This is a genomic window from Xanthomonas protegens (genome assembly GCF_038442435.1).
Taxonomy (GTDB): Bacteria; Pseudomonadota; Gammaproteobacteria; order Xanthomonadales; family Xanthomonadaceae; genus Xanthomonas_A; species Xanthomonas_A sontii.
In genome coordinates this window covers 163,436-190,227 of the sequence record NZ_JAQJCQ010000004.1, presented here as the reverse complement: position 1 = coordinate 190,227, position 26,792 = coordinate 163,436, and the positions used below count along the sequence as shown (strand labels likewise).

General features: G+C 69.7%; 17 protein-coding genes. 8 read left to right on the top strand and 9 right to left on the bottom strand.

Going from position 1 to position 26,792, the window contains the following annotated elements:
• Positions 1-196 precede the first annotated feature (196 nt).
• Both PIQ37_RS07020 and PIQ37_RS07015 read right to left on the bottom strand, forming a co-directional pair.
• Entirely contained in the window at positions 197-2,116 is a 1,920-nt protein-coding gene (locus tag PIQ37_RS07020) for an alpha-amylase family glycosyl hydrolase (protein ID WP_342072902.1), read from the bottom strand.
• Positions 2,117-2,164: 48 nt separating this feature from the next.
• Positions 2,165-4,624 (bottom strand): TonB-dependent receptor domain-containing protein, encoded by a 2,460-nt coding sequence (locus tag PIQ37_RS07015; RefSeq protein WP_342072901.1) that lies wholly within the window; start codon positions 4,622-4,624, stop codon positions 2,165-2,167.
• A 299-nt stretch (positions 4,625-4,923) separates the two neighbouring features.
• Here PIQ37_RS07015 and PIQ37_RS07010 point away from each other — a divergent pair, with 299 nt between their 5' ends.
• Positions 4,924-6,249, top strand: a complete 1,326-nt coding sequence (locus tag PIQ37_RS07010) for an MFS transporter (RefSeq protein ID WP_342072971.1) — start codon at positions 4,924-4,926, stop codon at positions 6,247-6,249.
• A gap of 126 nt (positions 6,250-6,375) precedes the next feature.
• Here the strand turns inward: PIQ37_RS07010 and PIQ37_RS07005 are convergent, their stop codons facing one another.
• From PIQ37_RS07005 to PIQ37_RS06990, 4 genes are all read right to left on the bottom strand, one after another.
• Positions 6,376-7,407, bottom strand: coding sequence for a LacI family DNA-binding transcriptional regulator (locus PIQ37_RS07005; protein ID WP_342072900.1), 1,032 nt, complete (start codon positions 7,405-7,407; stop codon positions 6,376-6,378).
• 234 nt (positions 7,408-7,641) lie between these two features.
• Positions 7,642-8,382, bottom strand: a complete 741-nt coding sequence (gene phbB / locus PIQ37_RS07000; protein ID WP_010344527.1) for an acetoacetyl-CoA reductase — start codon at positions 8,380-8,382, stop codon at positions 7,642-7,644.
• A 109-nt stretch (positions 8,383-8,491) separates the two neighbouring features.
• Positions 8,492-9,817, bottom strand: a complete 1,326-nt coding sequence (locus tag PIQ37_RS06995) for a CitMHS family transporter (RefSeq protein ID WP_342072899.1) — start codon at positions 9,815-9,817, stop codon at positions 8,492-8,494.
• A 58-nt stretch (positions 9,818-9,875) separates the two neighbouring features.
• The gene (locus PIQ37_RS06990; RefSeq protein WP_342072898.1) at positions 9,876-11,075 is read right to left on the bottom strand and encodes an OprO/OprP family phosphate-selective porin; all 1,200 of its coding nucleotides are present in this window, start codon (positions 11,073-11,075) and stop codon (positions 9,876-9,878) included.
• 316 nt (positions 11,076-11,391) lie between these two features.
• Between PIQ37_RS06990 and PIQ37_RS06985 the strand changes: the two genes are divergently transcribed.
• From PIQ37_RS06985 to PIQ37_RS06970, 4 genes are all read left to right on the top strand, one after another.
• Complete coding sequence (locus PIQ37_RS06985; protein ID WP_342072897.1) at positions 11,392-12,099, top strand: hypothetical protein; 708 nt, start codon at positions 11,392-11,394, stop codon at positions 12,097-12,099.
• 142 nt (positions 12,100-12,241) lie between these two features.
• Positions 12,242-12,946, top strand: a complete 705-nt coding sequence (locus PIQ37_RS06980) for a response regulator transcription factor (RefSeq protein WP_342072896.1) — start codon at positions 12,242-12,244, stop codon at positions 12,944-12,946.
• Positions 12,939-14,327 carry a sensor histidine kinase gene (locus tag PIQ37_RS06975; RefSeq protein ID WP_342072895.1) on the top strand — a complete coding sequence of 463 codons (1,389 nt, stop codon included), beginning with the start codon at positions 12,939-12,941 and terminating at the stop codon, positions 14,325-14,327. Before PIQ37_RS06980 ends, PIQ37_RS06975 begins: the two co-directional genes overlap by 8 nt.
• Positions 14,324-15,406, top strand: a complete 1,083-nt coding sequence (locus PIQ37_RS06970; protein ID WP_342072894.1) for an ABC transporter substrate-binding protein — start codon at positions 14,324-14,326, stop codon at positions 15,404-15,406. Before PIQ37_RS06975 ends, PIQ37_RS06970 begins: the two co-directional genes overlap by 4 nt.
• A gap of 286 nt (positions 15,407-15,692) precedes the next feature.
• Here PIQ37_RS06970 and PIQ37_RS06965 read toward each other — a convergent pair whose 3' ends face one another.
• Positions 15,693-18,827 carry a diguanylate cyclase domain-containing protein gene (locus tag PIQ37_RS06965; protein WP_342072893.1) on the bottom strand — a complete coding sequence of 1,045 codons (3,135 nt, stop codon included), beginning with the start codon at positions 18,825-18,827 and terminating at the stop codon, positions 15,693-15,695.
• Positions 18,828-19,106: 279 nt separating this feature from the next.
• Here PIQ37_RS06965 and PIQ37_RS06960 point away from each other — a divergent pair, with 279 nt between their 5' ends.
• Positions 19,107-19,745: a LuxR C-terminal-related transcriptional regulator gene (locus PIQ37_RS06960; RefSeq protein WP_017910914.1), complete on the top strand. Its 639-nt coding sequence runs from the start codon at positions 19,107-19,109 to the stop codon at positions 19,743-19,745.
• A 94-nt stretch (positions 19,746-19,839) separates the two neighbouring features.
• Complete coding sequence (locus tag PIQ37_RS06955) at positions 19,840-20,190, top strand: DUF5713 family protein (protein WP_153750699.1); 351 nt, start codon at positions 19,840-19,842, stop codon at positions 20,188-20,190.
• 555 nt (positions 20,191-20,745) lie between these two features.
• Here PIQ37_RS06955 and PIQ37_RS06950 read toward each other — a convergent pair.
• A complete protein-coding gene (locus PIQ37_RS06950) occupies positions 20,746-23,391 on the bottom strand; it encodes a hybrid sensor histidine kinase/response regulator (protein WP_342072892.1) in 2,646 nt (881 codons plus the stop codon).
• A 316-nt stretch (positions 23,392-23,707) separates the two neighbouring features.
• Positions 23,708-24,880, bottom strand: coding sequence for an OprO/OprP family phosphate-selective porin (locus PIQ37_RS06945; RefSeq protein ID WP_342072891.1), 1,173 nt, complete (start codon positions 24,878-24,880; stop codon positions 23,708-23,710).
• A gap of 448 nt (positions 24,881-25,328) precedes the next feature.
• Here PIQ37_RS06945 and PIQ37_RS06940 point away from each other — a divergent pair, with 448 nt between their 5' ends.
• Positions 25,329-26,693: a dicarboxylate/amino acid:cation symporter gene (locus PIQ37_RS06940; protein WP_342072890.1), complete on the top strand. Its 1,365-nt coding sequence runs from the start codon at positions 25,329-25,331 to the stop codon at positions 26,691-26,693.
• Positions 26,694-26,792: the final 99 nt, after the last annotated feature.

The window sequence follows — 26,792 nt, the reverse complement described above, 5'->3', positions numbered from 1 at the left end:
AATGGGATATCGGCAAAAAACATCCAATACTGAATTTCATATCTGCCACCAGTCCTTGACGTGCAGTGCCGACACTCGGCTCGAGTCAGGCGAGCATGGCAGTTGGAATTTGCAATTTCAAGCGGGTGCTTGCCCACTCTGGCTTGAGGACAGGTTTGCAGAGCGATATTGACTGAAGTTCTGGAAAAGCCTTCGCTCAGCCGCGCCGCCACCAGCGCAGCCCGTAGGCGGGCAGGGTGCCGTTCCAATGCGCCAGCGCTGCGGGATCGCTGCAGCCATCGGCGATGGCTTGCCAGTCGCCTGTGCCCAGCACCTCAGCGACATCCACCGCAATCGGCTGCGCACTGAAGTTGTACACCGCCACGAACGTCTCGCCGCGCGCCAGCCCGAGCAGGGCGGGATCGCCCAGCGGCACCGCACGCAACGGCTGGTCGGCGGCCAGCGCCGCAGTGGTGGCACGCGCGGTGATGAGATGGCGCAGGCGGGCGTAGACCTGGCCGGGCAGGCTGTCGCTGTCGTGGCGTTGCGCCGCGCGCGCCCAGTCCATCGCCGGGCGATGCAGCCAGCGGCCTTCGTGGCGGCGCAGTGGATCGTCGCGATAGGCCTCGTCGTTGCCCAGCGCCAGTTCGTCCCCCATGTACAGCAGCGGGATGCCCGGCATCGCCAGCGCCACCGCATACAGCAGCAGCAGGCGGCGCACGCCCAGTTCCAGCGCGTCGGCGTCATCGGTGGCCAGCGCCGCGGCGATACCGGTCAGCGCCGCGCTCATGCCGTTGCTGCCGTGCACGCCGTCGCCGCTGCTCTGGAACGCTTCGCCGCGCGCATAGCTGTCCGGCGTGCGGCCCGCATAGAACTGGGCGATGCGCGCCAGCGCGAACGGAGCCACGCCATCGCTGCCGCTGGCCTCGCGCTGCAGCACGTTCCAGCCGATGTCGTCGTGGCAGCGCACGTAGCTGAGCCAGCCGCAGGCCGGCGGCAGCGCCGGCGTCTGCGCGATCGCCGCCTGCACGATGTCGCCGCGCTGCTCGGCCAGTGCCACCCAGCCGGCCGCCATCAGCGTGCTGTGGTAGGCCAGGTGGCATTCGTGGCCGCGCGCGGTGCCTTCGCCGAAGTAGGGCGGCAACTGCGCCATCGGTACGATCGCCTCGGCCTTCATTAGCACCGCCGGCGCAAGGATGTCGGTGAGCGCGCGCAGCGCCTGCAGGATCGTGTGCGCCTCCGGCTGGTTCATGCAGTCGGTGCCGGGACGCTTCCACAGGTAGGCGGTGGAATCCAGGCGGAACACCTCCACCCCCAGGTTGGCCAGGCGCAGCAGCGCCAGCGCCATCTCGCCGAACACCGCCGGATTGCTCCAGTCCAGATCCCATTGATAGGGGTAGAACGTGGTCCACAGCCAGGCGTCGGCGTCCTCCACCCAGGTGAAGTTGCCCGGCGCGGTGTGCGGGAACACCTGGCCCAAGGTGCGCTCGTAGGCATCCGGCGTGCTGCGGTCGCGGAAGTGGTGGTAGTAGCCCAGATGCCGCGCATCGCCGCGCTTGGCCGCCAGCGCCCAGGGATGGTCGTCGGCGGTGTGGTTGAGCACGAAGTCGGCGCACAGGCTGATCCCGGCCGCACGCAGCCGCGCGGTCAGCGCCGCCAGATCGTCGGCGTCGCCGAGCCGCGGTTCGACCTGGCCGTAGTCGCTGACCGCGAAACCGCCATCGTTGTCGCCGGCGCGCGCGCGCAGGAACGGCAGCAGGTGCAGGTAGCGCACGCCCAGTTCCTGCAGGTAGGGCACGCGCTCGCCGACGCCGTGCAAGGTGCCGGCGAAGCGGTCGACATAGGCGCTGTAGCCGAGCATCGCCGGGGTGGAGAACCAGTCGGGCGCGCGCTCGGCATCGAGCTGGCGCAGCGCCGGCGGCCGCGCAGTGGCGATGGCCGCCAGTTGCGTCAGCCACTGCGGCAACCACTGCGCGAAGGCCGGATGCGTGCCGTACAGCGCATGCAAAGGCGCCAACAGACGTTCGCCGTGGCGCTGCAGGCGCGGCAGCAGCGCGGCGGCGGTATCCGGAGGCAGATGCGCCTGCCACAGGGTGTGGGCGAGCGCGGACAGTGCGGAAGGAGCGGGTGCGGTCATGGGGGGGCTTGGCCGCGCCCCGGGCGGGGCGCGGATGTGCGGTCCTCGTCAGAAGTCGTAGCGCAGGCTGATGCTGGAGGTGCGGCCCGGGATCGAGCGCGCGCGGATCACGCCGGAGGATGCGTCGGCGATCGAGGCTTCTTCCGCTTCGGTCAGGCCGAAGGTGTTGAACAGGTTGTTGACGTTGAGCGAGACGGTCAGCGCATCGGTGATGCGGTAGTCGCCGAACAGGTTGACCTGGGTGTAGCCGGGCATCTTCAGCTGGTTGCTGTCCTGGGTGTAGGCCGAGCTGGTGCCGATCGCGTTGACGCCGACCTGGTAGCGCTCGCCGCGGTAGCTCGGCGTCAGCTGCCAGACGAAGCGCGCCTGCCGACGCGGGGTGTTGCCGGCGTTGGCCGGGGTGATCTGGTCCTTGTCGATGGTGGCATCGGTCCAGGTCAGGCCGCCGTTGAGGGTGAAACCGCCGGTGCGGTACGCCGCTTCCAGTTCCAGGCCGTGCGCCTTGTAGGTGCGGTCGAAGAAACGTTGGGTGGTGGCTTCGTAGTTCTGCTCCTGCGTGCGTGCGGCGAATGCTGTGGCGAACAGGCTCAAGCCGCCGCTGCGCCACTTCAGGCCGCCTTCCAGTTGCTTGACCACGTTCACCGCCTCGTTGGAGGACACCGAGCCGTCGTCGCGGACCACGCCGAACAGCAGGCGGTCGGCGTTGGCGCGCGCGCCGCGGCTGTAGCGCGCGAACGCGGCCAGGTCGTCGCTGAGCATGTAGTTGCCGCCGAACGAGTAGGACAGGTAGTTCCAGTCGTAGCGCACCGGCTTGCGGTTGCCGTAGTCGATGGTGGCCACGCTTTGCTCCGGCGCCTCGATCACGCCGTCGCCGTTCACGTCGACGTTGCTGGCCAGTACGCCGCCGGCGGTGTTGCCGCGGGCGCGGCCCATGTCGTAGCGCAGGCTGCCGTCCACGCTCAGCGGTCCCTGGTCCCAGCTCAGCGCCAGGTACGGCGCGTTGATGTCGTAGCGCACATCGTAGTGGCGGGTATTGTCCAGTCCCCAGTACGGCACGCCGTAGGCGTACAGGCCGTCCTGCGAGCGCAGGCTGCCGTCGGCGGCGACCACGTCCAGCAGCCGCGGACGGTGCCCCAGCGACTGCACGTAGGAGTTCCAGGTCCAGTCCACGTCGATGGTCTGCCGCGAGGTGTACCAGCCGGCCTTGATGTTGAGATTGCCGCCGTCGCCGCTGCCGAAGTCGCGCGCCAGGCTGACATCGTTGACCGCGTTGCCCAGGTCGTTGAGGTGCACGTTGAACAGGTGCGTGCGCAGCGCCAGGCCGGTGTAGGACTGGCCGGCGTTCGGCCCGTCGACGTAACGCAGGCCGGCACCGGCGCCGCCGATGCTCGCCGCCAGCGCGCCGGCATCGGCCACCTGCGCCGGGAACGGCGAGACGAAGCGGCCGGAGGTATCGGCGATGCGGAACTTGTCGGTCAGGGTCCAGCCGCCGCCGATGTCGAACTGCGCCTCGGCGCCGAACGCGCGCGACAGCGGATGCATGCCGTCGCCCAGTTCCACCCGCGAGGGCGTGTTGCCGCCATCGAGGGTGGCGCTGCTGCGGAAGTACGGGCTGTACAGCGTGTCGGTGCCGGGATCGAAACCGTCGATGCTGCCGAAGTGCGGCGACCCGTCGCTGCCGCTGACCCGGGTCGGCGCCGGCAGATAGCCGGCGGCGCGGTCGTTGAGGTACTTGGCGTAGACGCGCACGTAGCCGTTGTCGAACAGCCGGGTCAGGTTGGCCTTGAGCTGGCCGCCCTTGTCGGTGGTGTAGCCGGCATCGCGGATGCCGTCGCCGCGGCGGTAGAAGCCGCCGACATTGAACTGCCAGTGCTCGGCGAACGGTGCGCCGTAGTCGAAGTCCAGGCGGGTGTTGTCGTAGCCGCCCAGGCCGCGGGTGAGGCCGACGCTGCCGCCGGCGGTGTCGCCGGTCTTGCTGATGAAGTTGATGATGCCGCCGGGCGAGTTGCTGGCGAAGGTGGAGGCCGAGCCGCCGCGAATCGCCTCGATGCGCTCCAGGCTGTAGTCGGCGCGCAGGAAGATGTCGGCGTTGCCGAAGGCGATGTCGCCGAACTCCAGCACCGGCAGGCCGTCTTCCTGCAACTGCAGGAACTTGGCGCCGCCGGAGGCGACCGGCAGGCCGCGCACGGCGATGTTGGCATTGCCTTCGCCGCCGCTGGACTCGGAGCGGATGCCGGGGATGTTGCGGAAGATCTCGGCGGTGCTGCGCGGCGCCGACTGTTCGATCGCCTCGGCGCCGACGGTGCTGACCGAGACGCTGGACTTGAGCTTGCTCTTGGGCGTGGCGGTGCCGGTGACGAACACCGAGTCCAGGCTGACCACGTCGCCCTGCGCCGCCGGGGCGTCGGCAGTGGCGGGCGTGGCCTGTTGCGCGAGCGCCGCCGGTGCGGACAGCGCGGCGGCGACGGCCAGGGCCAGGGTCTGCAGGCGGATCGAAGGGTGATGCATCGCTGTCTCTCCCGAAGCGAGTGGTGCAGTGGGTGGCGGCGCGCCGCTGCCGGAACGGGCAGGGCGCGGCGCGGACGGTGGGTGCGGCGGCGTACAGATACGGCTGTCCGCAATCGATTGCAATTTGCAGTGCAGCAAATCCACCGGCGGTGCTTTAGCTCAACTCTACGTTGGGAGATCGAGGCATTCTGCATGGTGCAACGCAGCGTTACAAACGATTGCAAGCGCAGCGACACTCCGCTCCGCCGCTGCGGCACGCCTCCCGCGTGTCCGACCCGTCCAGGCCGATGCCGATGCTGATGCGTTCCGATCGTCCCCTGCTTCCTCTGTCGCGCGTGCTGGCGCTCAACGCCGGCTTCTTCGGCGTGCAGTACAGCTTCGGGCTGCAGCAGAGCAACATGAGCCCGATCTACAACTACCTGGGCGCCGACCACGCCAACTTGCCGTACCTGTGGCTGGCCGGCCCGATCACCGGGTTGGTGCTGCAGCCGGTGGTCGGCGTGCTCAGCGACCGCACGGTGACGCGCTGGGGCCGGCGCATGCCGTACATGGTGGTGGGTGCGCTGGTGTGCAGCCTGTGTCTGCTGACCATGCCCTTCAGCGTGGCGTTGTGGATGGCGGTGGCGCTGCTGTGGATGCTGGATGCGGCCAACAACGTGGCGATGGAGCCGTACCGTGCGCTGGTGAGCGACGTGCTGGCGCCGCCGCAGCGACCGCTGGGCTACCTGACCCAGAGTGCGTTCACTGGTCTCGGCCAGACCCTGGCCTACGTCACCCCGCCGTTGCTGGTGTGGCTGGGCATGAACCAGGACGCGGCCAACGCCCACCACATTCCCTACGTCACCATCGCCGCGTTCGCGATCGGTGCGGGATTCTCCGCCGCGTCGATCCTGCTCACCGCGCGCAGCGTGCGCGAGCCGGTGCTGCCGGCGGCGCAACTGCAGCGCCTGCGCGGCGCTGCGGTTGGGCCGCTGGCGACGCTACGCGAGATCGTCGACGCCGTGCGGCAGATGCCGCCGACGATGCGGCAAATGGCGCCGGTGATGCTGTTCCAGTGGTATGCGATGTTCTGCTACTGGCAGTACATCGTGCTGTCGCTGTCGACCACCCTGTTCGGCACCACCGCAGCCGACTCGCACGGCTTCCGCGAGGCCGGCCTGGTCAACGGGCAGATCGGCGGCTTCTACAACTTCGTCGCCTTCCTGGCCGCGTTCGCGATGGTGCCGGTGGCGCGCCGGTTCGGTCCCAAGGCCACCCACGCCGCCTGCCTGGTCGCCGCCGGCGTCGGCATGTGCGTGCTGCCGTCGATCCACGACCGCTGGCTGTTGCTGCTGCCGATGCTCGGCATCGGCCTGGCCTGGGCCAGCATGATGGGCAATCCCTACCTGATGCTGGCCAACAGCATCCCGCCCGAACGCACCGGCGTGTACATGGGCCTGTTCAACCTGTTCATCGTGCTGCCGATGCTGATCCAGATCGTGACCCTGCCGCTGTACTACGACCGCCTGTTGCAGGGCGACCCGCGCAACGTGATTCGCCTGGCCGGTGCGTTGATGCTGGCGGCGGCGGTGGCGATGTTGTTGGTGAGGGGGCGGGATTCGGGAGTGGGGATTCGGGATTCGTAAAGCGGTGGAGCAGGGATTGGGCATTCGGGATTCGGGATTGGAAAAAGCCGGCTCCACCAGTGCACGCTCAGCGCGCAAGTTCCCGCTTTTACGAATCCCCAATCCCGAATGCCCAATCCCGGCCCCTCACGCCGACTCCCGCACCACCAGACTCACCGGCAGCTCCACCGATTCCACCGACGTGCCGGCGATCAGGTTCAGCACGCCGTCCACCAGCAGGGTGGCGGCATGGGCCAGGTCCTGGCGCACGGTGGTCAGCGGTGGCTGGCTGTAGGCGGCCAGGGGGATGTCGTCGAAGCCGACCAGGGCGATGTCCTGGGGGACGCGGTGGCCGGCTTCGATCAGGGCGCGGATCGCGCCCAGCGCGATCACGTCGGAGGCGGCGAAGACCGCGTCCGGCGGGTCGGTCTTCTTCAGCATCGCCCGGGTCAGGCGGTAGGCGTCCTCGCTGAGGAAATGGCTGCGCGCGTGCAGCCGCGGGTCGAACACCAGGCCGTGCGCGTCGAGCATGCGCCGGTAGCCGGCGAAGCGCGGCGCCACTTCCGGTAGCTGCTCGTCGCCGAGGAAGGCGATGCGCTGGCGGCCGTGCTCGATCAGGTGCGCGGTGGCCAGTTCGCCGCCGCGCAGGTTGTCGCTGCCCACGCTGGCATAGGCCTGGCCGTCGATGCGGCTGCCCCACACCAGCATCGGCAGGCCGCCGCGTGCGGCCGCGTCGAGCGACGCATGCTCGTGGCTCTGGCCGAGCATGATGACGCCGTCGGCGCGGCTGCTGCGCGCCAAGTCCTCGACCCAGTGATCCTGGTGCTGGTCGAGCTTGGACAGCAGCATGCTGTAGCCACGCGCGGTCAGCGCGTCGGCGAGCAGCGCCAGCATGGTCATCATGAACGGGTCCGACAGCGGCTGCTCGTGCGCGTGCATCAGCGGCACCGCCACGCAGACGATGTTGGAGCGGCGCGAGCGCAGGCTGCGTGCCACCGGATCGACGCGGTAGCCGGCGTCGCGGGCGAGCTGCTTGATGTAGGCACGGGTGCGTTCGGCGACCACCGGGTTGTCGGCCAGCGCACGCGACACCGTGGATTCGGACACGCCGGCCATGCGCGCGATGTCGGCCATCTGCAGGCGCGCGGCGGGCGCGCCGGGTTCGGGTTTGTCGGACATGCGGAGCGGGCGCGACGGACGAAGCGGAACCGGCAGTGTATGCCAGGCGGGCGTCGCGGCGCTTTGCACGCCGCGGCTGCATCGCCGCGACGGGGTGATGCATGCCTGCCTGAGGATACCGTGGCGTGCCAGTCGGCCGAATCCTGTGGCCGTGCGTGTTTAAGCACACGCCCACGTCCCGCATCCCCGCTGCATGCAAGCGCAACCGTGGCGCCATGCGGGGCAGGCGAGGCGCTAGGCCATGTGCAGGCCGCCGTTGACCGCGTAGTCGGCACCGGTGACGTAGGCGGCCTCGTCCGAGGCCAGCCAGGCGCACAGCGCCGCCACTTCCTCGGGCTTGCCGAGCCGGCGCAGCGGTACCGAGCTGGCGAGACGATCGAGCACGTCCGGCGGGAAGCCGCTGATCGCCGCGCTGGCGATGTAGCCGGGCGAGACGGTGTTGACGGTGACCCCCCGCGAGGCCACTTCCTGCGCCAGCGCGCGGCTGAAGCCCTGCATCGCCGCCTTGGCGGTGGCGTAGTTGATCTGCCCGATCTGGCCCTTCTGCGCGCTGACCGCGCCGATGTTGACGATGCGGCCCCAGCCGCGCGCGGTCATGCCGTCCACCACCTGCTTGGTGATGTTGAACAGCGCATGCAGGTTGCTGGCGATCACCGCCTGCCAGTCCTCGCGGCCCATCTGCCGGAACAGCATGTCGCGGCTGCCGCCGGCGTTGTTGACCAGCACGTCGATCTCGCCGACCTCGGCCTTGACCTTGGCGAACGCCGCCACCGTCGAATCCCAGTCGGTGGCGTTGCCCTCGGAGGCGATGAAGTCGAAACCGAGCTCGCGCTGCTCGCGCAGCCAGGCCGACTTGCGCGGCGAGTCCGGCCCGCAGCCGGCGACCACGGTATGGCCGTTGCGCGCCAGCTTCTGGCAGATCGCGGTACCGATGCTGCCCATGCCGCTGGTGACGTAGGCGATTCTGAGGGTCACGTGGAACTCCTTCGGAGTTGGGATTCGGGATTGGGGAGTCGGGATTGGATGGGCACGGGCAGTGGCTTTTACCAATCCCGAATGCCCAATCCCCAATCCCGGGCGGCGCTCACTTGGCCAGCGGAAACAGGCCGAACAACAACCCGCCGCCCATCAACACCAACGACACCAGCACCGCCCACTTCAGGGTGAAGCGCTGGTGGTCGGCGAAGTCGACCTTGGCCAGGCCGACCAGCAGGTAGGTGGACGGCACCAGCGGGCTGAGCAGGTGCACCGGCTGCCCGGCCAGCGAGGCGCGGGCCATTTCCACCGGGGTGATGCCGTAGTGGCTGGCAGCCTCGGACAGGATCGGCAGTACGCCGAAGTAGAACGCGTCGTTGGACATGAAGAAGGTGAAGGGCATGCTCGCCAGCGCGGTGATCACCGCCAGGTACGGCCCCCAGGCGTCGGGGATCACCGCCAGGAAGCTGCGCGACATCGCCTCGACCATGCCGGTGTTGGAAAGGATGCCGGTGAACACGCCGGCGGCGAAGATCAGCGACACCACCGACAGCACATTGCCGGCATGGTTGACCAGACGGCGGCGCTGCTCGGCCAGGTTCGGGTAGTTGATCAGCAGCGCCAGCGCGAAGCCGATCATGAACAGTACCGGCATCGGCAGCACGCCGATCACCAGCGCCGCCATCAGCGCCAGGGTCAGCGCCAGGTTCACCCACAACAGCCGCGGCCGCTTGATGTCCTCGGCATCCTCCACGGTGGGTAGCGCCTCGCCGTCGTCGGCCACGCTGCCGTCCATCCAGGCATCGCCGGGCAGCGTCACCACGCCGAGGCGGCGGCGCTCCTTCATGCCCAGGTACCAGGCCAGCAGCAGGATGCCGACGATCGCCAGCGCCATCGCCGGCACCAGCGGCACGAACACGTCGGCCGGGTCCACGTGCAGCGCGGTGGCCGCACGCGCGGTGGGGCCACCCCACGGCGTCAGGTTCATCACCCCGCCGGCGAGGATGGTCACGCAGGTCATGTTCAATGCGTTCATGCCCAGCCGCCGATACAGCGGCAGCATCGCCGAGACGGTGATCATGTAGGTGGTGGAGCCGTCGCCGTCGAGCGAGATCAGCAGCGCCAGCACCGCGGTGCCGACCACGATCTTCATCGGGTCGCCCTTGACCAGGCGCAGGATGCGCCGCACCAGCGGATCGAACAGGCCGGCGTCGATCATCACCCCGAAGTACAGGATCGCGAACATCAGCATGACGCCGGTGGGCGCGATCTTCTTGATCCCCTCCAGCATCATCTCGTTGATGCCGGTGCCGAAGCCGCCGGCCAGCGCGAACACGATCGGCACGATGATCAGCGCGACCAGCGGCGACAGCCGCTTGCTCATGATCAGGTACATGAAGGTAATGACCATTCCGAAACCGAGCGCGGTCAGCATGGAAGTTCCTTGGTGGTGCGGGGGAAGAGGCGTTGCGGTTTTTGTAGGAGCGGAGGACTCAGAAGTCGTACTGGAAACGACCCGTAATCGCGCGGGTATGGTCGAGCGTCACCCCGGCCAGGTGATCGCGGTTGCGGCTGTCGATCAGGTTGAGCATCAGACGCAGGTTCGGCTTGAGGTACCAGTTGCCGGCCAGCGTCCACGAGGCGGTGGAGGCGTCGAGCAGATCGGGTTGCCCGTCGCGGTGCTGCGCGCCCCACATGCGGTCGTAGCGCAGCGCCAGTTCGAAGGCGCCGTATTTGTGATTGACCTGCTTGATGCGGGTGAAACGTCCAGTCTTGCTGTCGTAGCGCCGCGATTCGCCGGTGGCGAACCAACTGACGAAACCGTAGGCCGCCATCACGTCGGCACGCTGCGTGCCGTCGTCGAACAGCCCGCCGCTGAACTCGCCCTGCCACGACAGCGGCCCGCGCACCTGCGCGTATTCCAGCGACCACTTGTCCACGTCGGTGTCGCGGCCGTCGGCGAAGCGCGCCAGGGTGACGCGGCTGTCGTCGGACAGATGCCCGGCCGGGCGCGGGCGGATGCTCAGCGCCGGCGCGCCGCCGGCACCGGGATGGTTGTAGTGCTCGTGCGCCAGCGACAGGCCCAGGTGCAGCACATCGCCGTCGCGCGCGCCCGGCGCCCAGGTGCCGCGGCCGCCGAACGCATGGCCGCGGACGTTGGAGACGTCGATGCTCTGCAGGCTGTAGACGCTGGCCGCCCAGGTGTAGTCGGTGCCCGCGGCCTGCCACGACACCGCCTTGCGGTACAGCGGCGCCAGCGTGCTGCCCGCACCGCTGCGCTCCAGGAACTGGCCGAAGTTGGAACCGGTGCGGTCGTCGAGGGTGAAGTACTGCTTGAACTGGCCCACGGTGAGCGTGCCGGCATCGAATTTGCGGGTGATGTAGACGTCCTTGGCCTCGATGCCCTTGCCGTTGAAGTCGTCCTGCAACCCGGCGAAATCGCCTTCGACCTTGTAGCCGAAGCCGAAGACCTTGCCGGACACGTCCAGCCACAGGCGGCGGATCTCGGTGTCGTCGGGATTGGGCGTGCCGCGCCGGTCGTTGTCGAAGTGGGCGAAATCCCAGTGCAGGCGCCCGCCGAGTTCGGCGGTGACTGGGCCGTCGTCGTCGCCATCGGCGGCGCGCGCCAGCGCGGGCAAGGACAACAGGGCGCAGGCGCAAGTGCCGCACAGGCTCAATTTCTTCAGGTCCACGTACCCTCCCAGGTGCGCGCAGTGCGTCGATGAGTCGGTAGCCCGCAGCGGAACGCGCAGGCCAGCGTGGCTGCAGCCTAGTGCGGCGTAGCTGTCATCGACCTGTCGGTGGGGAGCCAACTGTTTCGGGCGCGCCCGGTCGCCCGCTGCCGGCGTGTCGGCCCCGGCGCGCTGGCGACGACACTGCAGCGCGCGTCGTTGTGCAACCGGCGCAGCCTAGGTAGGTTATCGGCACTGGACTTTCGGCCAGCCGGAGACCGCGTTCCCTCGCGTCGCGGCATCTGCCTGGCCTCAATCGCGCGTCATCGGAGTCGCCATGCGTAGAGTGTTCGCGGGCCTGTCGGTCCTGCTTCTCGCGGTCGGAGCGTTCCTGCTTTGGCAGCGGCCGCCTGCCGCCACGCGCTCGCAGCCAGGCACCGTCGCCTCTGCTGCCGCCGCTGAGGGCGAGGCGCGCGCCGCCGGCGCCAAGGCGCGCTCAGGGACGGACCTGCCTGGAGCCGAGGAAACCTCACCCGACACTACCGAAGCGCTCCCTGCACCGCAGGATCGCCCGCCGGCAGCGGCGGCGGAGATGGCGTTTCTCACCGGGAAGTCGATCGACGGCGACACGGCGATGCATGTCATCGGCGGCAAGGACTTCGACCTGATCCTGCAAAAGGTGGCAAGCCAGGCCGAGTCCGACGGCATGGCCAAGTCAAGGACCTACAGGAGGAATTTCAGCGACTACCTGCGCGAGGCCGATCCCGGTTTCGCTCTCAAGGATGTCGCATGCGGAACCCATGTCTGCATGGCATCGGCCTCGAACGCGCATCTCGGCGATGCGCAATTCTCCACCGCAGTCCAGGCCATGGCCGGCGCTGTCGATACGCCGATGTATTCCATCGTCATGCAGACGTTGCCGGATCCGGCCATGCCAGGCGCTTACCTGTACCGCCTCATCTTCACCACGGATCCGAGCATGGCGTCGATCAGCATGCAATCGCAGTTAACGCGCCATCGGTGGGCGCAGCGGCGGTGGCCTTGATCTGTGATCTTGATGCTGCGCGTCTTCCCAACCTCGATCGCCAGCGGCCAACGCGAAGCAAGCGGGTTGCCATCCACCGGCAGAATGGCATTTGCCGATCCCCAATCCCGGCTTTCCACAGCCGCACGGCTGGTCATCCCGAATGCGCCTTTTATTAGTAGAAGACAACGCCGATCTCGCCGATGCGATCGTGCGGCGCATGCGCCGCAGCGGGCATGCGGTGGATTGGCAGCGCGATGGGTTGAGTGCGGCCGGGGTGCTGCGCTACCAGCGTTTCGATCTGGTGGTGCTGGACATCGGCTTGCCGGGGCTGGACGGGCTGCGGGTGCTGGCCGGGCTGCGCGAGCGCGGCGATACCACGCCGGTGCTGATGCTGACCGCGCGCGACGGCATCGAGGATCGGGTACAGGCGCTGGACGTGGGCGCCGACGATTACCTGGGCAAGCCGTTCGATTTCCGCGAGTTCGAGGCGCGCTGCCGGGTGTTGCTGCGGCGCAATCGCGGCCAGGCCAGCGAGGTGGTGCAGCTCGGCGGCTTCGCCTTCGACAACGCCGCGCACAGCGTCAGCCTGGACGGTAACCCGATCGAATTGCCCAACCGCGAGTACCGGCTGCTGGAGATCCTGATCGGCCGGCTCGGCCAGGTGGTGGGCAAGGACGAGATCGGCAACGGCCTGTTCGGCTTCGACGACGAGGCCGGGCCGAATGCGATCGAACTGTACGTCGGACGCTTGCGCAAGAAGCTGGCCGACGCGCCACTGCGCATCGTCACCGTGCGCGGCGTCGGCTACAAGCTGGAGGCGGCCGCGCTGCCGCCGGATCCGGCGGCAGCGGATACCGATGGCTGAGGCCACGCCACCGGCGCCATCGATCCGGCGCACGCTGCTGCGCTACCTGGGCGCGCTGTCGCTGCTCGGCGCGGTGGCGCTGTTCTTCGTCGCCCGCGACTACGGCCAGCGTGCCGCCAACCGCTCCTACGACCACCTGCTGGTGTCCTCGGCGCTGTCCATCGTCGACTCGGTGGCGCTGGCCGGCGGCCAATGGCAGGTGGACCTGCCGTATGCGGCGCTGGACCTGCTGGCGATGGCGCCGGAGGACCGGGTGTTCTACCGCGTGTTCGATGTGCGCGGGCGCACCATCACCGGCTACGACGACCTGCCGGCGGCGCCGTCGCTGCCGCGCGCCAGCGCGCCGCCGCGCTTGTTCGATGCGGTCTACAGCGGCGAGCCGGTGCGCTTTGCGGTGGTATCGCGGCGGGTGTCCTCGGCGGCGGCGCAGGATCAAGTGTGGGTGCAGGTTGGGCAGACCCGGCGCGCACGCGAGGCGCTGGCGCAGGACGTGGTGCTGCATGCGCTGGTGGCGATCGCGTTGCTGTCGCTGCTGGCATTGGCGCTGGTGTGGCTGGGCGTGTCGCGTGCGCTGCGCCCGCTGCGCACGCTGGAGCGCGAACTGTCGCGGCGCGAACCGTCCGAACTGAAGCCGGTGGCCGCGACGGCGCCGCAGGAGATGCAGCAGATGGTGGCGGCGCTGAACCGCTTCATGGCGCGCCTGGCCGGCAGCAACGAGACCCTGCGTGCATTCATGGCCGAGGCCGCGCACCAGATGCGCACGCCGCTGGCGGCGCTGCGCGCGCAGGCGCAACTGGCGCTGGACGAGGACGATCCGCATGAGATGCGCCGCAGCCTGGAGGCGATCGAGCGCAATGCCACGCACATGAGCCGCCTGCTCAACCAGTTGCTCAGCGACGCCAGCGTGATCCACCGCTCGAACCTGCAGCGCTACGCCAGCGTCGACCTGGCCGAGGTGCTGCACCAGGCGCTGCACGAGGCCGTGCCGCAGGCCGCGCCGCGGCCGCGCGTGCAATTGGCCGTTGCCAGCGAACCGGCGCTGGTGCGCGGCGACGCGCTGCTGTTGCGCGAGGCGATCAAGAACCTGATCGACAATGCCTGCAAGTACGGCGGCGACGGCGCGCTGCAGGTGGCGCTGACCTGCAGCGCGCGCGATTGCGTGGTGACCGTGGCCGACCATGGCCCGGGCATCGCCGCCGCCGAGGCCGAGCGCGTGTTCGAGCGCTTCGTGCGCGGCGAGGGCGCGGCCGCCGGTGGCGCCGGGCTGGGCCTGGCGATCGTCAAGCGCGTGGTCGAGGCCCATGGCGGGCGCATCGACCTGTCCAATCGCGTGGGCGGCGGCCTGATCGCCAGCCTGCACCTGCCGAGGTTGCATCCATGACCCTGCCTGCGCTGCTGCGCCGTCTGCCGCTGTTGCTGACCCTGCTGCTCGCCGGCAGTGCCCTGGCCGCGCCCGGCGACGTACGCCGCTTCCCGGCGCAGGGTGCCGCCACCGCGCAGCTGTGCATCCAGGGCTCGACCGACATCGAGGTATTCGCCGCGGTGATCGGCGACTACCAGCGCCTGCATCCGCAGACCGAGGTGGTGTACCAGGACGCGATCGCCTGGGACATCTACCAGCGCTATCTGCATCCGGGTCCTGGTCCGCGCTGCGCCGATCTGCTGATCAGCGCCAGCATGGATCTGCAGACCAAGCTGGTGAACGACGGCCACGCACTGGCGCACCGCTCGCCGCAGACCGAGGCGCTGCCGGCGTGGGCGCAGTGGCGGCACGAGGTCTTCGGCATCAGCTACGAGCCGGTGGCGATCGTCTACAACACCGCACGGCTGCCGGCCGCGCAGGTGCCGCGCACCCGCCGCCGGTTGCTGGAACTGCTGCGCGCGCCGGGCTCGCCGCTGCGCGGGCGCATCGGCACCTACGACGTCGAACGCAGCGGCGTGGGCTACCTGTTCGCGACCCAGGACAGCCAGTTGGGCAGCATGGCCGGTGCGTTGCTGGCGGCGATGGGCGACAACCAGGTGGTGCTGGAAGAACGCACCGGTGTGCTGCTGGACAAGGTCGCGCGCGGCGACCTGCTGCTGGCCTACAACGTGCTGGGTTCGTACGCGCAGGCGCGCATCGATGCCGGCGCGCCGCTGGCGATCGTGCAGCCGGAGGACTACACCCTGGTCGCGCTGCGCACCGCGGTGATCCCGCGCGACAGCCCGCACGCGGCCGAGGCGCGCCGTTTCCTGGATTACCTGCTCTCGCCGCGCGGGCAGCAGGGGCTGTCGCGCGAGGCGCGGCTGCAGCCGATCCTGCCGCAGCCGGGCGTGGCGGTGCAGGGTGGGCCGGCCGCCGCCGCGGCGTTCCGCCCGATCGCGCTGGGCCCGGGGCTGCTGGTGTACCTGGATGCGCTGAAGCGACGTCAGTTCCTGGACGCTTGGCGCAGCAGCATGCAGCAGGCGCCGCCGCGCTGAGCTAGGGCGTGTCACCAATCCCCGAGCATGCCGCGTTGGGTCTGGCAGGCGCGCGGCCGGCGTTGCGTGGCGCAGCGCCTGACTGGCCGTCAGGTCAAGCCGCGCGGCGCCGGCCGCGCGCCTTCCAGGCCCAACCCGAAGGGCCGCGGTTGCGCGCGCCCGTGGCCGCGTCATCGCTCGGGCGTGGACGCACGTCCACTTCCTCGCTCTTCCTTGCCACAGGCACGCGCAACCGCGGCGCGGCATGCTCGGGGATTGGTGACACGCCCTAGGGCGCCGGCGTCGCTCAGCGCGCGAAGCGCGGTTGGCGCCCGGGCGAGCACAGCACACGTACGCTGTCGCCCAGTTCTTCCGGTGCGCCGCCGGCCAGCAGCGCATGCAGGCGCGGCCGGTCCGGCGCCGCGCCCGGCGCCAGTCCCACCCAGGCGTCCTTGCCGGCGCCCTTGGCGGCGTAGAGGCAGCGGTCGGCCAGGCCCACGCTCTGTTCCCAGTCGCCCAGCGCCGGCCACGCGGCGACGAACGGCCACGGGGCGAAGCCGATGGAGCAGGTCAGCGTGAGTTCGCGCTCGGCCAGCGCTAAGCGCTGCGTCGCCACCGCCGCACGCAGGCGTTCGGCCAGGTCGCTGGCGGCGTCCTCGCGCGGCAGGCGGGTGACCAGCAGGAACTCCTCGCCGCCCCAGCGCACCAGCAGGTCGCGTTCGCCGCACAATCCGCGCAGGCGATCGGCGCAGTGCACCAGCGCGGCGTCGCCGGCCTGGTGGCCGTAGTCGTCGTTGATGCGCTTGAAGTTGTCCACGTCGATCATGAAGAAGTACAGCGCATCGGCGCTGCTGCCCTCGTCCAGCGCCGCCAGCAGAGCCGGGCATTCGCGCGCCAGCCAGTCCTGCAGTTCGCGGCGGTTGGCGACCTGGGTCAGCGGATCCAGGCGCGTGGCCGCCTGCAGGCGCGCATTGCTCTGCAGCAACTGCTGGTTGGCGCGTTCGAGCTGGCGGGTGCGCTCGGCCACGGTCAGGTTGAGCAGTTCCACCATGTCGCGCTCGCGGTTGACCGTATGCCGCACCCGCTGCAGCGCCAGGCCGAGCAGCGCCAGGCCCAGCACCACGTAGCCGGCGTAGGCCAGAGGATGCCGCCAGGGCGGCGGCAGCACCTCGATCTGCAGCCGCCGCGCGCCACCGAACTGGCCGTCGCGCCCGGCCGCTTCCACCACCAGCGTGTAGCGGTCCGGTGGCAGGTGGCTGACCGAGAAGTCGCTGTGCGCGGTCTGCGGGTACACCCAGCCCTTCTGCAGCCCGTCCACGCGGTAGCGCAGGCGCGCGGTGCCCGGGGCGGCGAAGTCGATCGCGGTCATGCCGATGGTGAACACGTTGTCGCGGTGGTCCAGGGCGATGCGCTGCGCGTAGACCACGTCGCTCTCGGTCTGGTTCTCGCTGCCGTTGCGGTCCTCGCCGGCCGTGAGGATGCGCAGGTCGGTCAGCACTGCGCGTGCCTGCGGGCTGCGCAGCGGCAGGCGCGTGGGATCGATCACGTCCACGCCCTGGGTGCCGCCGAAGTACAGCAGGCCGTGCGCGTCGCGGTAGCCGCGGCCGCTGTTGTATTCCTGGTTCTGCAGGCCGTCGCGGCGGCCCAGGCTCTGCACGATGCGCGTGCGCGGATCGAGCACGCTCAGGCCGTTGTTGGTGCTCAGCCACAGCCGCCCCTGCGGATCCGGCAGGATCGTGTAGATGACGTTGCTGCTGAGCCCCTCGCGGTCGCTGTAGCGCAGTGCCACGTCGCGCTTGAGGTCGATGCGGAACAGCCCGCCGGAGAAGGTGCCCACCCACAGCACGCCGTCGTGTTCGTACAGCGACCACACCGAGGGGTACAGGGTGCTGCCGCGCGGGCGGTACGGCTCGGCGGGACGGCCGCTGCGCATGCGCCACACGCCGCAGTCGTTGCAGCCGATCCACAGCGTGTCTTCGCTGTCGCGGTAGACCCGGGTCAGGGTGTGCCCGTTCAGGGGTGCCCAGCGCGGATCGTTGCGCACGCGCCCATCGACCACGCGGGTCAGGCCGCGACGGGTGGCCACCCACAGCGTGTCGCCTTCCAGCAGCAGATCGTTGACGTGCTCGTCGGCCAGCCCGCCCAGGCGCCGCACTGCGCCGTTGCGGTCCAGGCGCCACAGCCCCTGGCGCGTGCCCAGCCACCAGCCGCCGCGGTCGGCGGCGATGCTGCGGATCGCCTGGCTGGCCAGCCCGGGCACCAGCTGCCAGGCGGCACGGCTGCTGTCGCGCAGCAGCAGGCCCTGGTCGGTGCCGATCAGCATGCGCTCGCCGTCGCGCCAGATGCTGCGCACGCTGCTGCTGGGCCACGCATGGGTGTCGCTGATGTGCTCCTCGTCGTTGCGGATCACCGCCGACAACGGACGCACCCGGTACAGCCCGCCGGTGTAGGTGCCGATCCACCAGGTGCCGTCGGGCGCCTGGTAGAAGCGGATGATGGCGCTGTTGGGCGGCATGTCGAAGCTCAGCCGCTGCGGCGCATGCTGCGCGCTGTCCAGTTGCGTCACCGTGGCATTGGTGGTGCCGACCAGCACGCGGCCGTCGTGCAGCCGGATCAGCGCGCTGAGGTCGCTGCCGCCGGTGAGCAACTGCGCTGGCGTCCAGTGCGCCAGCACCGCGCCCTGCGCATCGAGCTGGAACAGGCCGCCGCGTGCCGAAGCCAGCCACAGCCCTTCCGGGCCGGACTGCAGGCCCACGCATTCGTCTATGCCGGGCGGTGCCGGCAGTTCCTCGCGCGCGTCGTGGCCGAGTCGCCACAGCCGGCATTGCCGGTCCAGCGCCACCGGTTGCTTGCCGTCCGGCATCCAGGTCAGGCCCACCACCGGCGCATCGCCGCCCAGCGGGCGCGCCCGCTGCAGGTCGGCCTCGACCCGGTCCGCCCCGCGTTCGGTGCCCAGCCACGCGCCGCCCTGCGGATCGATCAGGATCTGGGTGACGCGGTTGTGCGACAGGCCCTGCTTGGCGCCGAGACGGTGGTGTTGCCAGGTCGCCAGCTCGATCACTTCCAGGCCGGCGTCGTTGGTGCCCAGCCACAGGCGGGTGCCGCGCGGCTCGAAGCCGATGCTGTCGATGCTGCTGCTGAGCAGGCTCTGCCGGCTGTCGCTGCCGAGTTCGCGCCGGTAGGCCCGGAACAGATGCCCGTCGAAGCGGTTCAGGCCTTCTTGCGTGCCCACCCACAGGAAGCCCTGGTCGTCGCTCTGCAGGGCGTTGATCGACAGCTGCGACAGGCCCTCGTCCAGGCCGAAGTGTTCCAGGCTGCTGGGCAGGTCGTCGTCGCTTGCGGTGACGGCCGCGGGCGCGTCCGGCGCGAGCGCCAGGCACACGATGAGGCAGGACGCGGCCAGCGGCAGGCGGCCCAGCAGATTGGAGAACGAGACGGTCACGCCGTGTTATCGGCCATGGTGGGGCCGGCCTTGAATGCGCGGCCGAGGACGCCTTTGCGCGCTGCGGAGGGCCCATGCGCGGCGTGGCGGTGCTGTGCGCCACGGCCTGCGCGTCCCGCCGCAGGCATCCGGCGTGCCGGTCTCGGCCAACCCGCCGTCGCCCGATCGGATCCCGCACACTCGGCATCCAGCGGCCCCGCACGTACACTGCGGGTCCTGCGCGTTGTCCGCGCCCACCCGATGCCGCTCTGCAGCGTCATGCCAGCTGCCTTCACGCCCATGGATGCCCCGACGATCCTGGTCGCCGACGACCACCCGCTGTTCCGCGCCGCCGTGCTGCACGCGTTGCGCCAGGCTTTGCCGCGCGCCCTGGTGGTGGAGGCGGCCAGCGCCGGCACCCTGGATGCCGCGCTGGCCGCGCAGGCCGATGCCGACCTGATCCTGCTGGACCTGGCCATGCCCGGCGCGCGCGGCTTCTCGGCCCTGCTGCACGTGCGCGGCGAGCGCCCGGACGTGCCGGTGGTGGTGATTTCCTCCAACGACCATCCGCGGGTGATCCGCCGCGCGCAGCAGTTCGGCGCGGCGGGTTTCATTCCCAAGTCCTCGCCGGCCGAGACCATCGGCATTGCGGTGGCGGCCGTGCTCGACGGCGGCACCTGGTTCCCACCGCTGACCGCGGCGCGGTCGGAGGCCGACGCGCAGCTGGCGGCGCGCCTGGCGCAACTGACCCCGCAGCAGTTCCGGGTGCTGCTGTGCCTGGCCGACGGCCTGCTCAACAAGCAGATCGCCTACGAACTGGGCCTGGCCGAGAACACCGTCAAGGTCCACGTGACCGCGATCCTGAAGAAGCTCGAATGCCACAGCCGCACCCAGGCCGCGGTGCTGGTGAAGGCGCTGGAGCCGGAAGGCGAGGCCTGAACCGGGCGCCGGCGGGGGGCGTTTTCTGCGGGGCCCGGATACGCGATGCTATGCGCCGATGCCCGCGCCCCCCGCGGGCGGAGACCACCGGACCATGCCCACCACGACCATCCGCAACGAGCAGACCGCCCACTATCCGTTCCTGCAGGAGATGCTGGACGACGACTACTTTCCCCCGTCGCTGGTCGGCAAGGGACAGAAGATCCTGCTGCGGTTGTGCGAGGCGATCGAGGCGCAGGCACCGGCGGACCTGCCGGCGCTGTACCGGCTCACCCATGCCGCCACCGAAGAGTTCAACAAGCTGGCGCTGGAGTTCGAGGCCCACGACAGCGAGATCGAGACCGCCGCAAGCGAGAACATCGGCGTGGATTTCCTGCACATCGCCAAGGCCTATGGTTTCGCCGACGCCGATGTCGAAGAGCTGATCGCCCCGCGCGAGTGGTAGACATCGCGCGGCGCCCCGTACCCTCACCCCAACCCCTCTCCCGGGGGGAGAGGGGCTAAAGCGCGGCGCCGCCGGCTTTTTCCTTCTCCCCTCGGGAGAAGGTGCCCCGCAGGGGTGGATGAGGGTGCCGCAGCCATGGTGCTCATCGACGCAAGGCAGATCCGGGGCGCACCAGCTTTGACGCGGCGCTGCGCGTCCGTACCCTCACCCCAGCCCCTCTCCCACCGGGAGAAGGTGCCCCGCAGGGGCGGATGAGGGTACGGCAGCCATGGTGGTCATCGCCGCAAGGGCAGAGCAGGGGCATATCACTTTTGACGCGGCGCTGCGCGTCCGTACCCTCACCCCAACCCCTCTCCCGACGGGAGAGGGGCTAGCGCCTTCCTTCTCCCACCGGGAGAAGGTGCCCCGCAGGGGCGGATGAGGGTACGGCAGCTAGAGATCCCAATTCCCCAAAACCCAAAGCGAAAATCCACCTGCGCCGCGCGGTCACCGCGAATAGCTGGCCGACAGGGTGACGTTGGCGTAGCCACCGTTGCCGCCCACCAAGCGAACGCCTCAACCACGCCGCAGCAGCATCTGCGTCATCAGCGCGCGCAGGGCCGGGGCCCGTACCGGTTTGGCCAGGAAGCCCCAGCCGCGGTCCTGTGCCAAGGCGCGCAGCGCCGGATCGGCTTCGGCGGTGACCAGGATCACCCGCGGCTCGGCCTGCCAGCGCGCGCACAGTTGCGCGAACAGGGTTGGGCCGTGGCAGTCGCCCATGCGCACGTCCAGCAACACCAGTTCCGGCGCCTGCGCCGGCTGCGCTGCGGCCAGCGCCTGGTCCGGGCCGGCGGCCAGTTCCACCTGGCAGGCCCAGCGCGTCAGCAGGGTCCGGCTGGCCTCGCAGACGCGCGGGTCGTCGTCGATGCACCAGACCCGGCAGCCATGCAGGATCGGGTCGTCGCCGTTGTCGCTGGCCATCGCCGCCGGCACCTGGCGTTGCGCCGCGGCGGCATCGCCCAGCGGCACGGTCACCGAGAACACGCTGCCGCGGCCCAACTGCGAGCGCAGGCCGATGCGATGGCCGAGCAGGCGGCCGATGCGCTCCACGATCGCCAGGCCGAGGCCGGCGCCGCGGTCGTTGGCGACGCCATCGCCAAGCCGGCGGAATTCCTCGAAGATCTCCTGCTGCAGGGCGTCGGGAATACCCGGTCCCTGATCGTGTACTTCGATGCGCAGCTGCGCACCGTCGCGCCGGCAACCCAGCAGCACCCGCCCGCGCGGGGTGTAGCGCACCGCGTTGGACAGGAAGTTCTGCAGGATGCGCCGCAGCAGGGTCGCATCGCTGCGCACGGTGGCGCGGGTCGGTACGTAGTCCAGGCGCAGCCCACGGCCTTCGGCGACGATGCCGAACTCGCGTGCCAGGGTCTGCAGCAGCGGGTCCAGCGCCAGGTCCTGCACCTGCGTCTTCAACGTGCCCGCTTCCAGTCGCGAGATGTCCAGCAGGCTGTTGAGGATCGCGTCCTGCGCCGCCAGCGCGTTGTCGACGTGGTCGGCGATCTGCCGCGCATCGGCCTCGTGCAGCTTGCCGCGCAGCGCCGAGACGAACATGCGCGCGGCGTTGAGCGGCTGCAGCAGGTCGTGCACCGCCGAGGCCACGAAGCGGGTCTTGTAGCGGTTGGCGTTCTCGGCCTCGCGCTTGGCCTCGGCCAGATCGTGGGTGCGTTCGGCGACACGATGCTCCAGCGCGTCGGCCAGCGAGCGCAGTTCGCGCGCGGCGTTCTTGTAGCTGGTGATGTCGGCGTAGCTGGTGACGAAACCGCCGTCGGGCAGCGGATTGCCGCGGATCTCCAGCACCGTGCCGTCGTCCTTCTCGCTCTCGCGCATGTGCGGACGGCCGCTGCGCAGGTGATCCAGGCGGCGCTGGATCGCCGCTTCCACCGGGCCGGGGCCGAGCAGGCCGCGGCGCGCGTTGTAGCGGAACACATCCTCGATCGGGCGCCCGACCCGGATCAGTTCCGGCGGGAAGCGGAAGATTTCCAGATAGCGCGAATTCCACGCCACCAGACGCAGTTGCGCATCAATGATCACCACGCCCTGCGGCAGGTGCTCCAGGCTGCGGCTGAGGCCGGTGTCGGCCTGCTGCGCGGCCTGCACGATGCCGTCCTGGGCGGTACGCAGCTCCTGCGCATGCTGCTGCAGCAACGCCTCCAGTTCGCGCCGGCTGCGCTGGCGCAGCCGCGCCAGGCGCTGGCGCTGCTGGAACAGCAGGGCCAGGAACGCCAGCGCCAGCCAGATGCCGGCCGCGGCCAGCGCGGCGGCGCGGCCGGCCGCACGGCTGCCGCCGACGTCGTGCAGCAGGTGCAGGCGCCAGCCGCCCTCCGGCAGCGCCATGCTCTGCCACAGCAGCGGGGCGGGTTGTGCGGGCATGTCGATGCGCATTACCTGGCCGCCGTCGTCCAGCGTCTCCAGCACCCGCCGTCGCGCCGGCAACAGCGTCTGCTGCGCGTACTGGCGGGTGGCCAGCAGTTCGTCGCGCTCGTGCGCGCTGAGCGGTTGCAGCTGGCGATAGCGCCAGACGTCGCGGCTGGACAGGAACACCACGCCATGGCTGTCGCTGACCAGCACCACGTCGGGCACGCGCAGCCATTCGTGCTCCAGCGCGGCCAGTTCGATCTTGATCACGATCACCCCGAGTGGGCGCCCGCGTGCGTCGAGGATCGCCTGCGACAGGAAGTAGCCGGGCACGCCGGTGGTCATGCCGATGCCGTAGAAGCGGCCCTTGCCCTGCGCCAATGCCTGCTTCACGTAAGGGCGGAAGCTGTAGTCGGCGCCGACGTTGCTGCTGGCCAGGCGCCAGTTGCTGGCGGCCAGGGCCACGCCGTTGGCATCGATCAGGGTCAGGGTCGAGGAGCGGGTGACGTCGTTGGCGCGTTCCAGCTTCAGGTTCAACTGCTGCTGGGTGGCCGCGTCCAGCGGATGGGTCAGGGCATCGCGCAGTTCCGGATCCAGCGCCAGCACCTGCGGCAGAGTGCGGTAGCGGTCGATGCGCTGCTGCAGCGTCTGCGCATACAGCTCCAGCTGTTGCCGCAGTTGCACGCTCTCGGCGCGCAGCGCGCGCTGTTCGGCGACGTGTTGCGCCGACAGCATCGCCAGCACCATGCCGCCGACGATGACGACCAGCAGCAGGATCAGGCGACGATGGCGCAGGAGCGAGGGCATGCGGAAGAACGCGGCGACCGGGACCGCATCAGCTTAGAGGGTGCGCTGCCGTTTGCGGCATGCGGCGGTGATGGCTGGCGTCGCGGACCGCCAACGAGCGGAAACCGCCGGCAGGTGGAACGGCGATCGCATCAGGGAACGTCGCCGGTGTCGTCTTGCGGACGTGCCGCGAACACGTTGTGGGCGCCGAGGCCGCATCATGCAGGGGGCCTTGGCATCGCCGAGGCCCATTCTGCGGTTCGCTGCGCAGCCTTTGCGGCTGGCGCAGCGGGGCGCACGCCGGCCGATCGCGTCGGATCGGCCGGCGTGCGCAGGCTCAGAACTGGACCTGGGCGCGGACGTCCAGCGAGTTCGGCTTGACGTGCACGCCGGCGCGTTCGGCATCGGCGCGCACGTAGTTGACCTGGAACTTGAAGTGGCTGGTCAGGTACCAGTTGGCGCCGAAGGTCCAGTCGTGCTGGCGGCCGCCGAGCACCGTGCCGTCGTCCAGGTCCAGGCGGCTGTAGCGCGCCAGCAGTTCGACCGCGCCGTAGGCGTTGGCCGGCTTGATGTTGCCGACGTTGCCGGCGCTGTACGGCCGCGATTCGCCGGTCAGCACGTAGCTGGCGAACATGTACTGGCCGTCGGCGGTGTAGTCGGGGCGGCCGTTGTCGCGGGTGACGTCGGCGCGCAGCGCCTCGCCCTGCATCGAGAACGGTCCCTTGATCCAGATCGCCTCCAGGCCGGTGCGGCGCACCTGGTCGACGTCGACCAGCGTGCCCGAATCGATCAGGCGCACGTCGGTCAGGCCGGCTTCCGGACGCGCACGGAAGCGCGCGCGCGGGCTGAAGCTCACGTCCAGGCCATTGTGGTAGCCGCGCGGATTCTCCTGCGAGTACGCCAGGCCAAGGTGCAGCACGTCGCCGTCGGCCTTGAACGGGGTCCACACGCCGCGCACCGCCTGGGTGGTGCCGGGGTTGTCGCCCTGCAGGTCCTTGCCGCCGTAGGCGCCGGCCTGCAACAGGTATTGCGGACGCTCGAAGGTCCACTCCACACCGGTGCGACGGCCCTGGTAGATGGCCTGCACCGGCAGCGCCACTTCCATGAAGCTGTCCGCGCGCGAGCTGGTCACGCCTTCCAGGCCCACCGGCACCTTGATGTAGCCCAGGCGCACCTTGCCGTAGTCGGCACCGAACAGGGCCTTGGTCTCGAAGCGGAAGAACACGTCCAGCCACAGCTTGGACTCGAAGTCGAAGTACACCATCGCGTCGTACACGCCCTTCTTCTTCAGCGTGGCGCCGAACTCCTTGCGCCGGAACGCGTTGTCGTCCTCCAGGCGGCCGTCGTCGTTGGAGAAGTTGTTCCAGTCGTAGGCGTAGTTGCCGGTCACGGCCAGTTCGGTGCCGTCGTTGAAGGCGACCTTGGTCGGCCAGTCGTCGAAACCGTTGGCGGCGACGGCGGGAGCGGCGGCGGTCAGGCCCAGCGCAGCGAAGAGGAGAGTGTGGCGCATGATGGAGTCGTCTCGGTAAGGAATGAAGGCGCGGCAGTCCCCGGCCGGGCTGGTGGTGCCATGATGGCGCGGGCAGTGCGGCGGCGGACCGCACGCGAACGGCGAGGCCGCTGCGATGCGGACACGGTGCCGGACGTGATGCCCCCTGCATGCAATAGCGGACGCGCCCGGCCGTTCTTTACGGCGATGTTGCAGTCCTGCGGCGCCGTCTCCCCCTGAAGACGTGCGCTGCGATGGCGACGGCGCCGCCATCGGCCGCGAGGGGCGGCGTCTGCGTGCGGCGTTGCGTTAGCCCTTCCGTGAGCCTACCGCGCCACTGTAACCGCGTCGACACGGCGCGGCGCCGGGCCTAGTACCAATAGGTTATCTGCTTAGACGCTGGCGACGCGTACAAAGGCAGCATTCCGCGACCCGCGTCGGGTGGGCGGACCGTCCCGGAGTGCCTTCGATGCATATCTCAACTTCCCCGGCCAGCCCTGCGCCGCGGCCGGTGCCGTTTTACCGGCATACCTACGTCCAGGTGCTGGTGGCCATCGTCATCGGTGCCGTGCTCGGCCATCTGGAGCCGCAGATCGCCACGCAGCTCAAGCCGCTGGCCGATGCCTTCATCAAGCTGGTGAAGATGATCATCGCGCCGGTGATCTTCCTGACCATCGTCACCGGCATCGCCGGCATGACGCACCTGAAGACGGTGGGTCGGGTGTTCGGCAAGGCGATGGTGTACTTCCTGTTCTTCTCCACCCTGGCGCTGGTGGTGGGCATGATCGTCGCGCACGTGGTGCAGCCCGGCGCGGGCATGGACGTCAACCTGGCCACGCTGGACCAGAGCAAGGTCGCCAGCTACGTGCAGAAGTCGCACGACCTGACCCTGGTCGGCTTCCTGATGGACATCATCCCCAACTCGCTGGTCGGCGCGTTCACCGGCGACCAGGTGGTCAACGGCAAGCTGGTCGGGACCAACGTGCTGCAGGTGCTGTTCGTCGCCGTGCTGTTCGGCGTGTCGCTGGCCATGGTCGGCGAGCGCGGCAAGCCGGTCCTGAACTTCCTGGAGGCGCTGATCGCGCCGGTGTTCAAGCTGGTGCACATCCTGATGAAGGCCGCGCCGATCGGCGCGCTGGGCGCGATCGCCTACACCATCGGCGAGCACGGCCTGCACTCGCTGGTGCAGCTGGCCTGGCTGGTCGGTTCGTTTTACGTCACCTCGCTGCTGTTCGTGGTGGTGATCCTCGGCGCGGTCGCCTATCTGTGCGGCTTCTCGATCTTCAAGCTGATCCGCTACCTCAAGACGGAACTGTTGCTGGTGCTGGGCACGTCCTCGTCAGAATCGGCGCTGCCGTCGCTGATGGAGAAGATGGAGCGCGCCGGGTGCGAGAAGTCGGTGGTCGGCCTGGTGGTGCCCACCGGTTACTCGTTCAACCTCGACGGCACCAACATCTACATGACGCTCGCGGCGCTGTTCATCGCGCAGGCCACCAACACCGAACTGACCCTGGGTCATCAGATCACGCTGCTGCTGGTGGCGATGCTCAGCTCCAAGGGCGCGGCCGGCGTGACCGGCGCCGGCTTCATCACCCTGGCGGCGACGCTGGCGGTGGTGCCGGAAGTGCCGGTGGCCGGCATGGCGTTGATCCTGGGCGTGGACCGCTTCATGAGCGAATGCCGCTCGCTGACCAACTTCATGGGCAATGCGGTGGCCACCGTGGTGGTCTCGCGCTGGGAGAATGCGCTGGATCGCGACCGCCTGCGGCTGGCGCTGGATGGCGAGGCCGAGCCGCTGCCGGCGGTGGCGGCCGAACCGCTCGCCACGCGCTGATCCCTTGCATCACACGACGCGCCGGCCTTGCCGGCGCGTTGCTTTTTTCCTGCCCCCAAGGCCGTGGCGACAGCCGCCAGACAGGACCGCTCCTGCCGC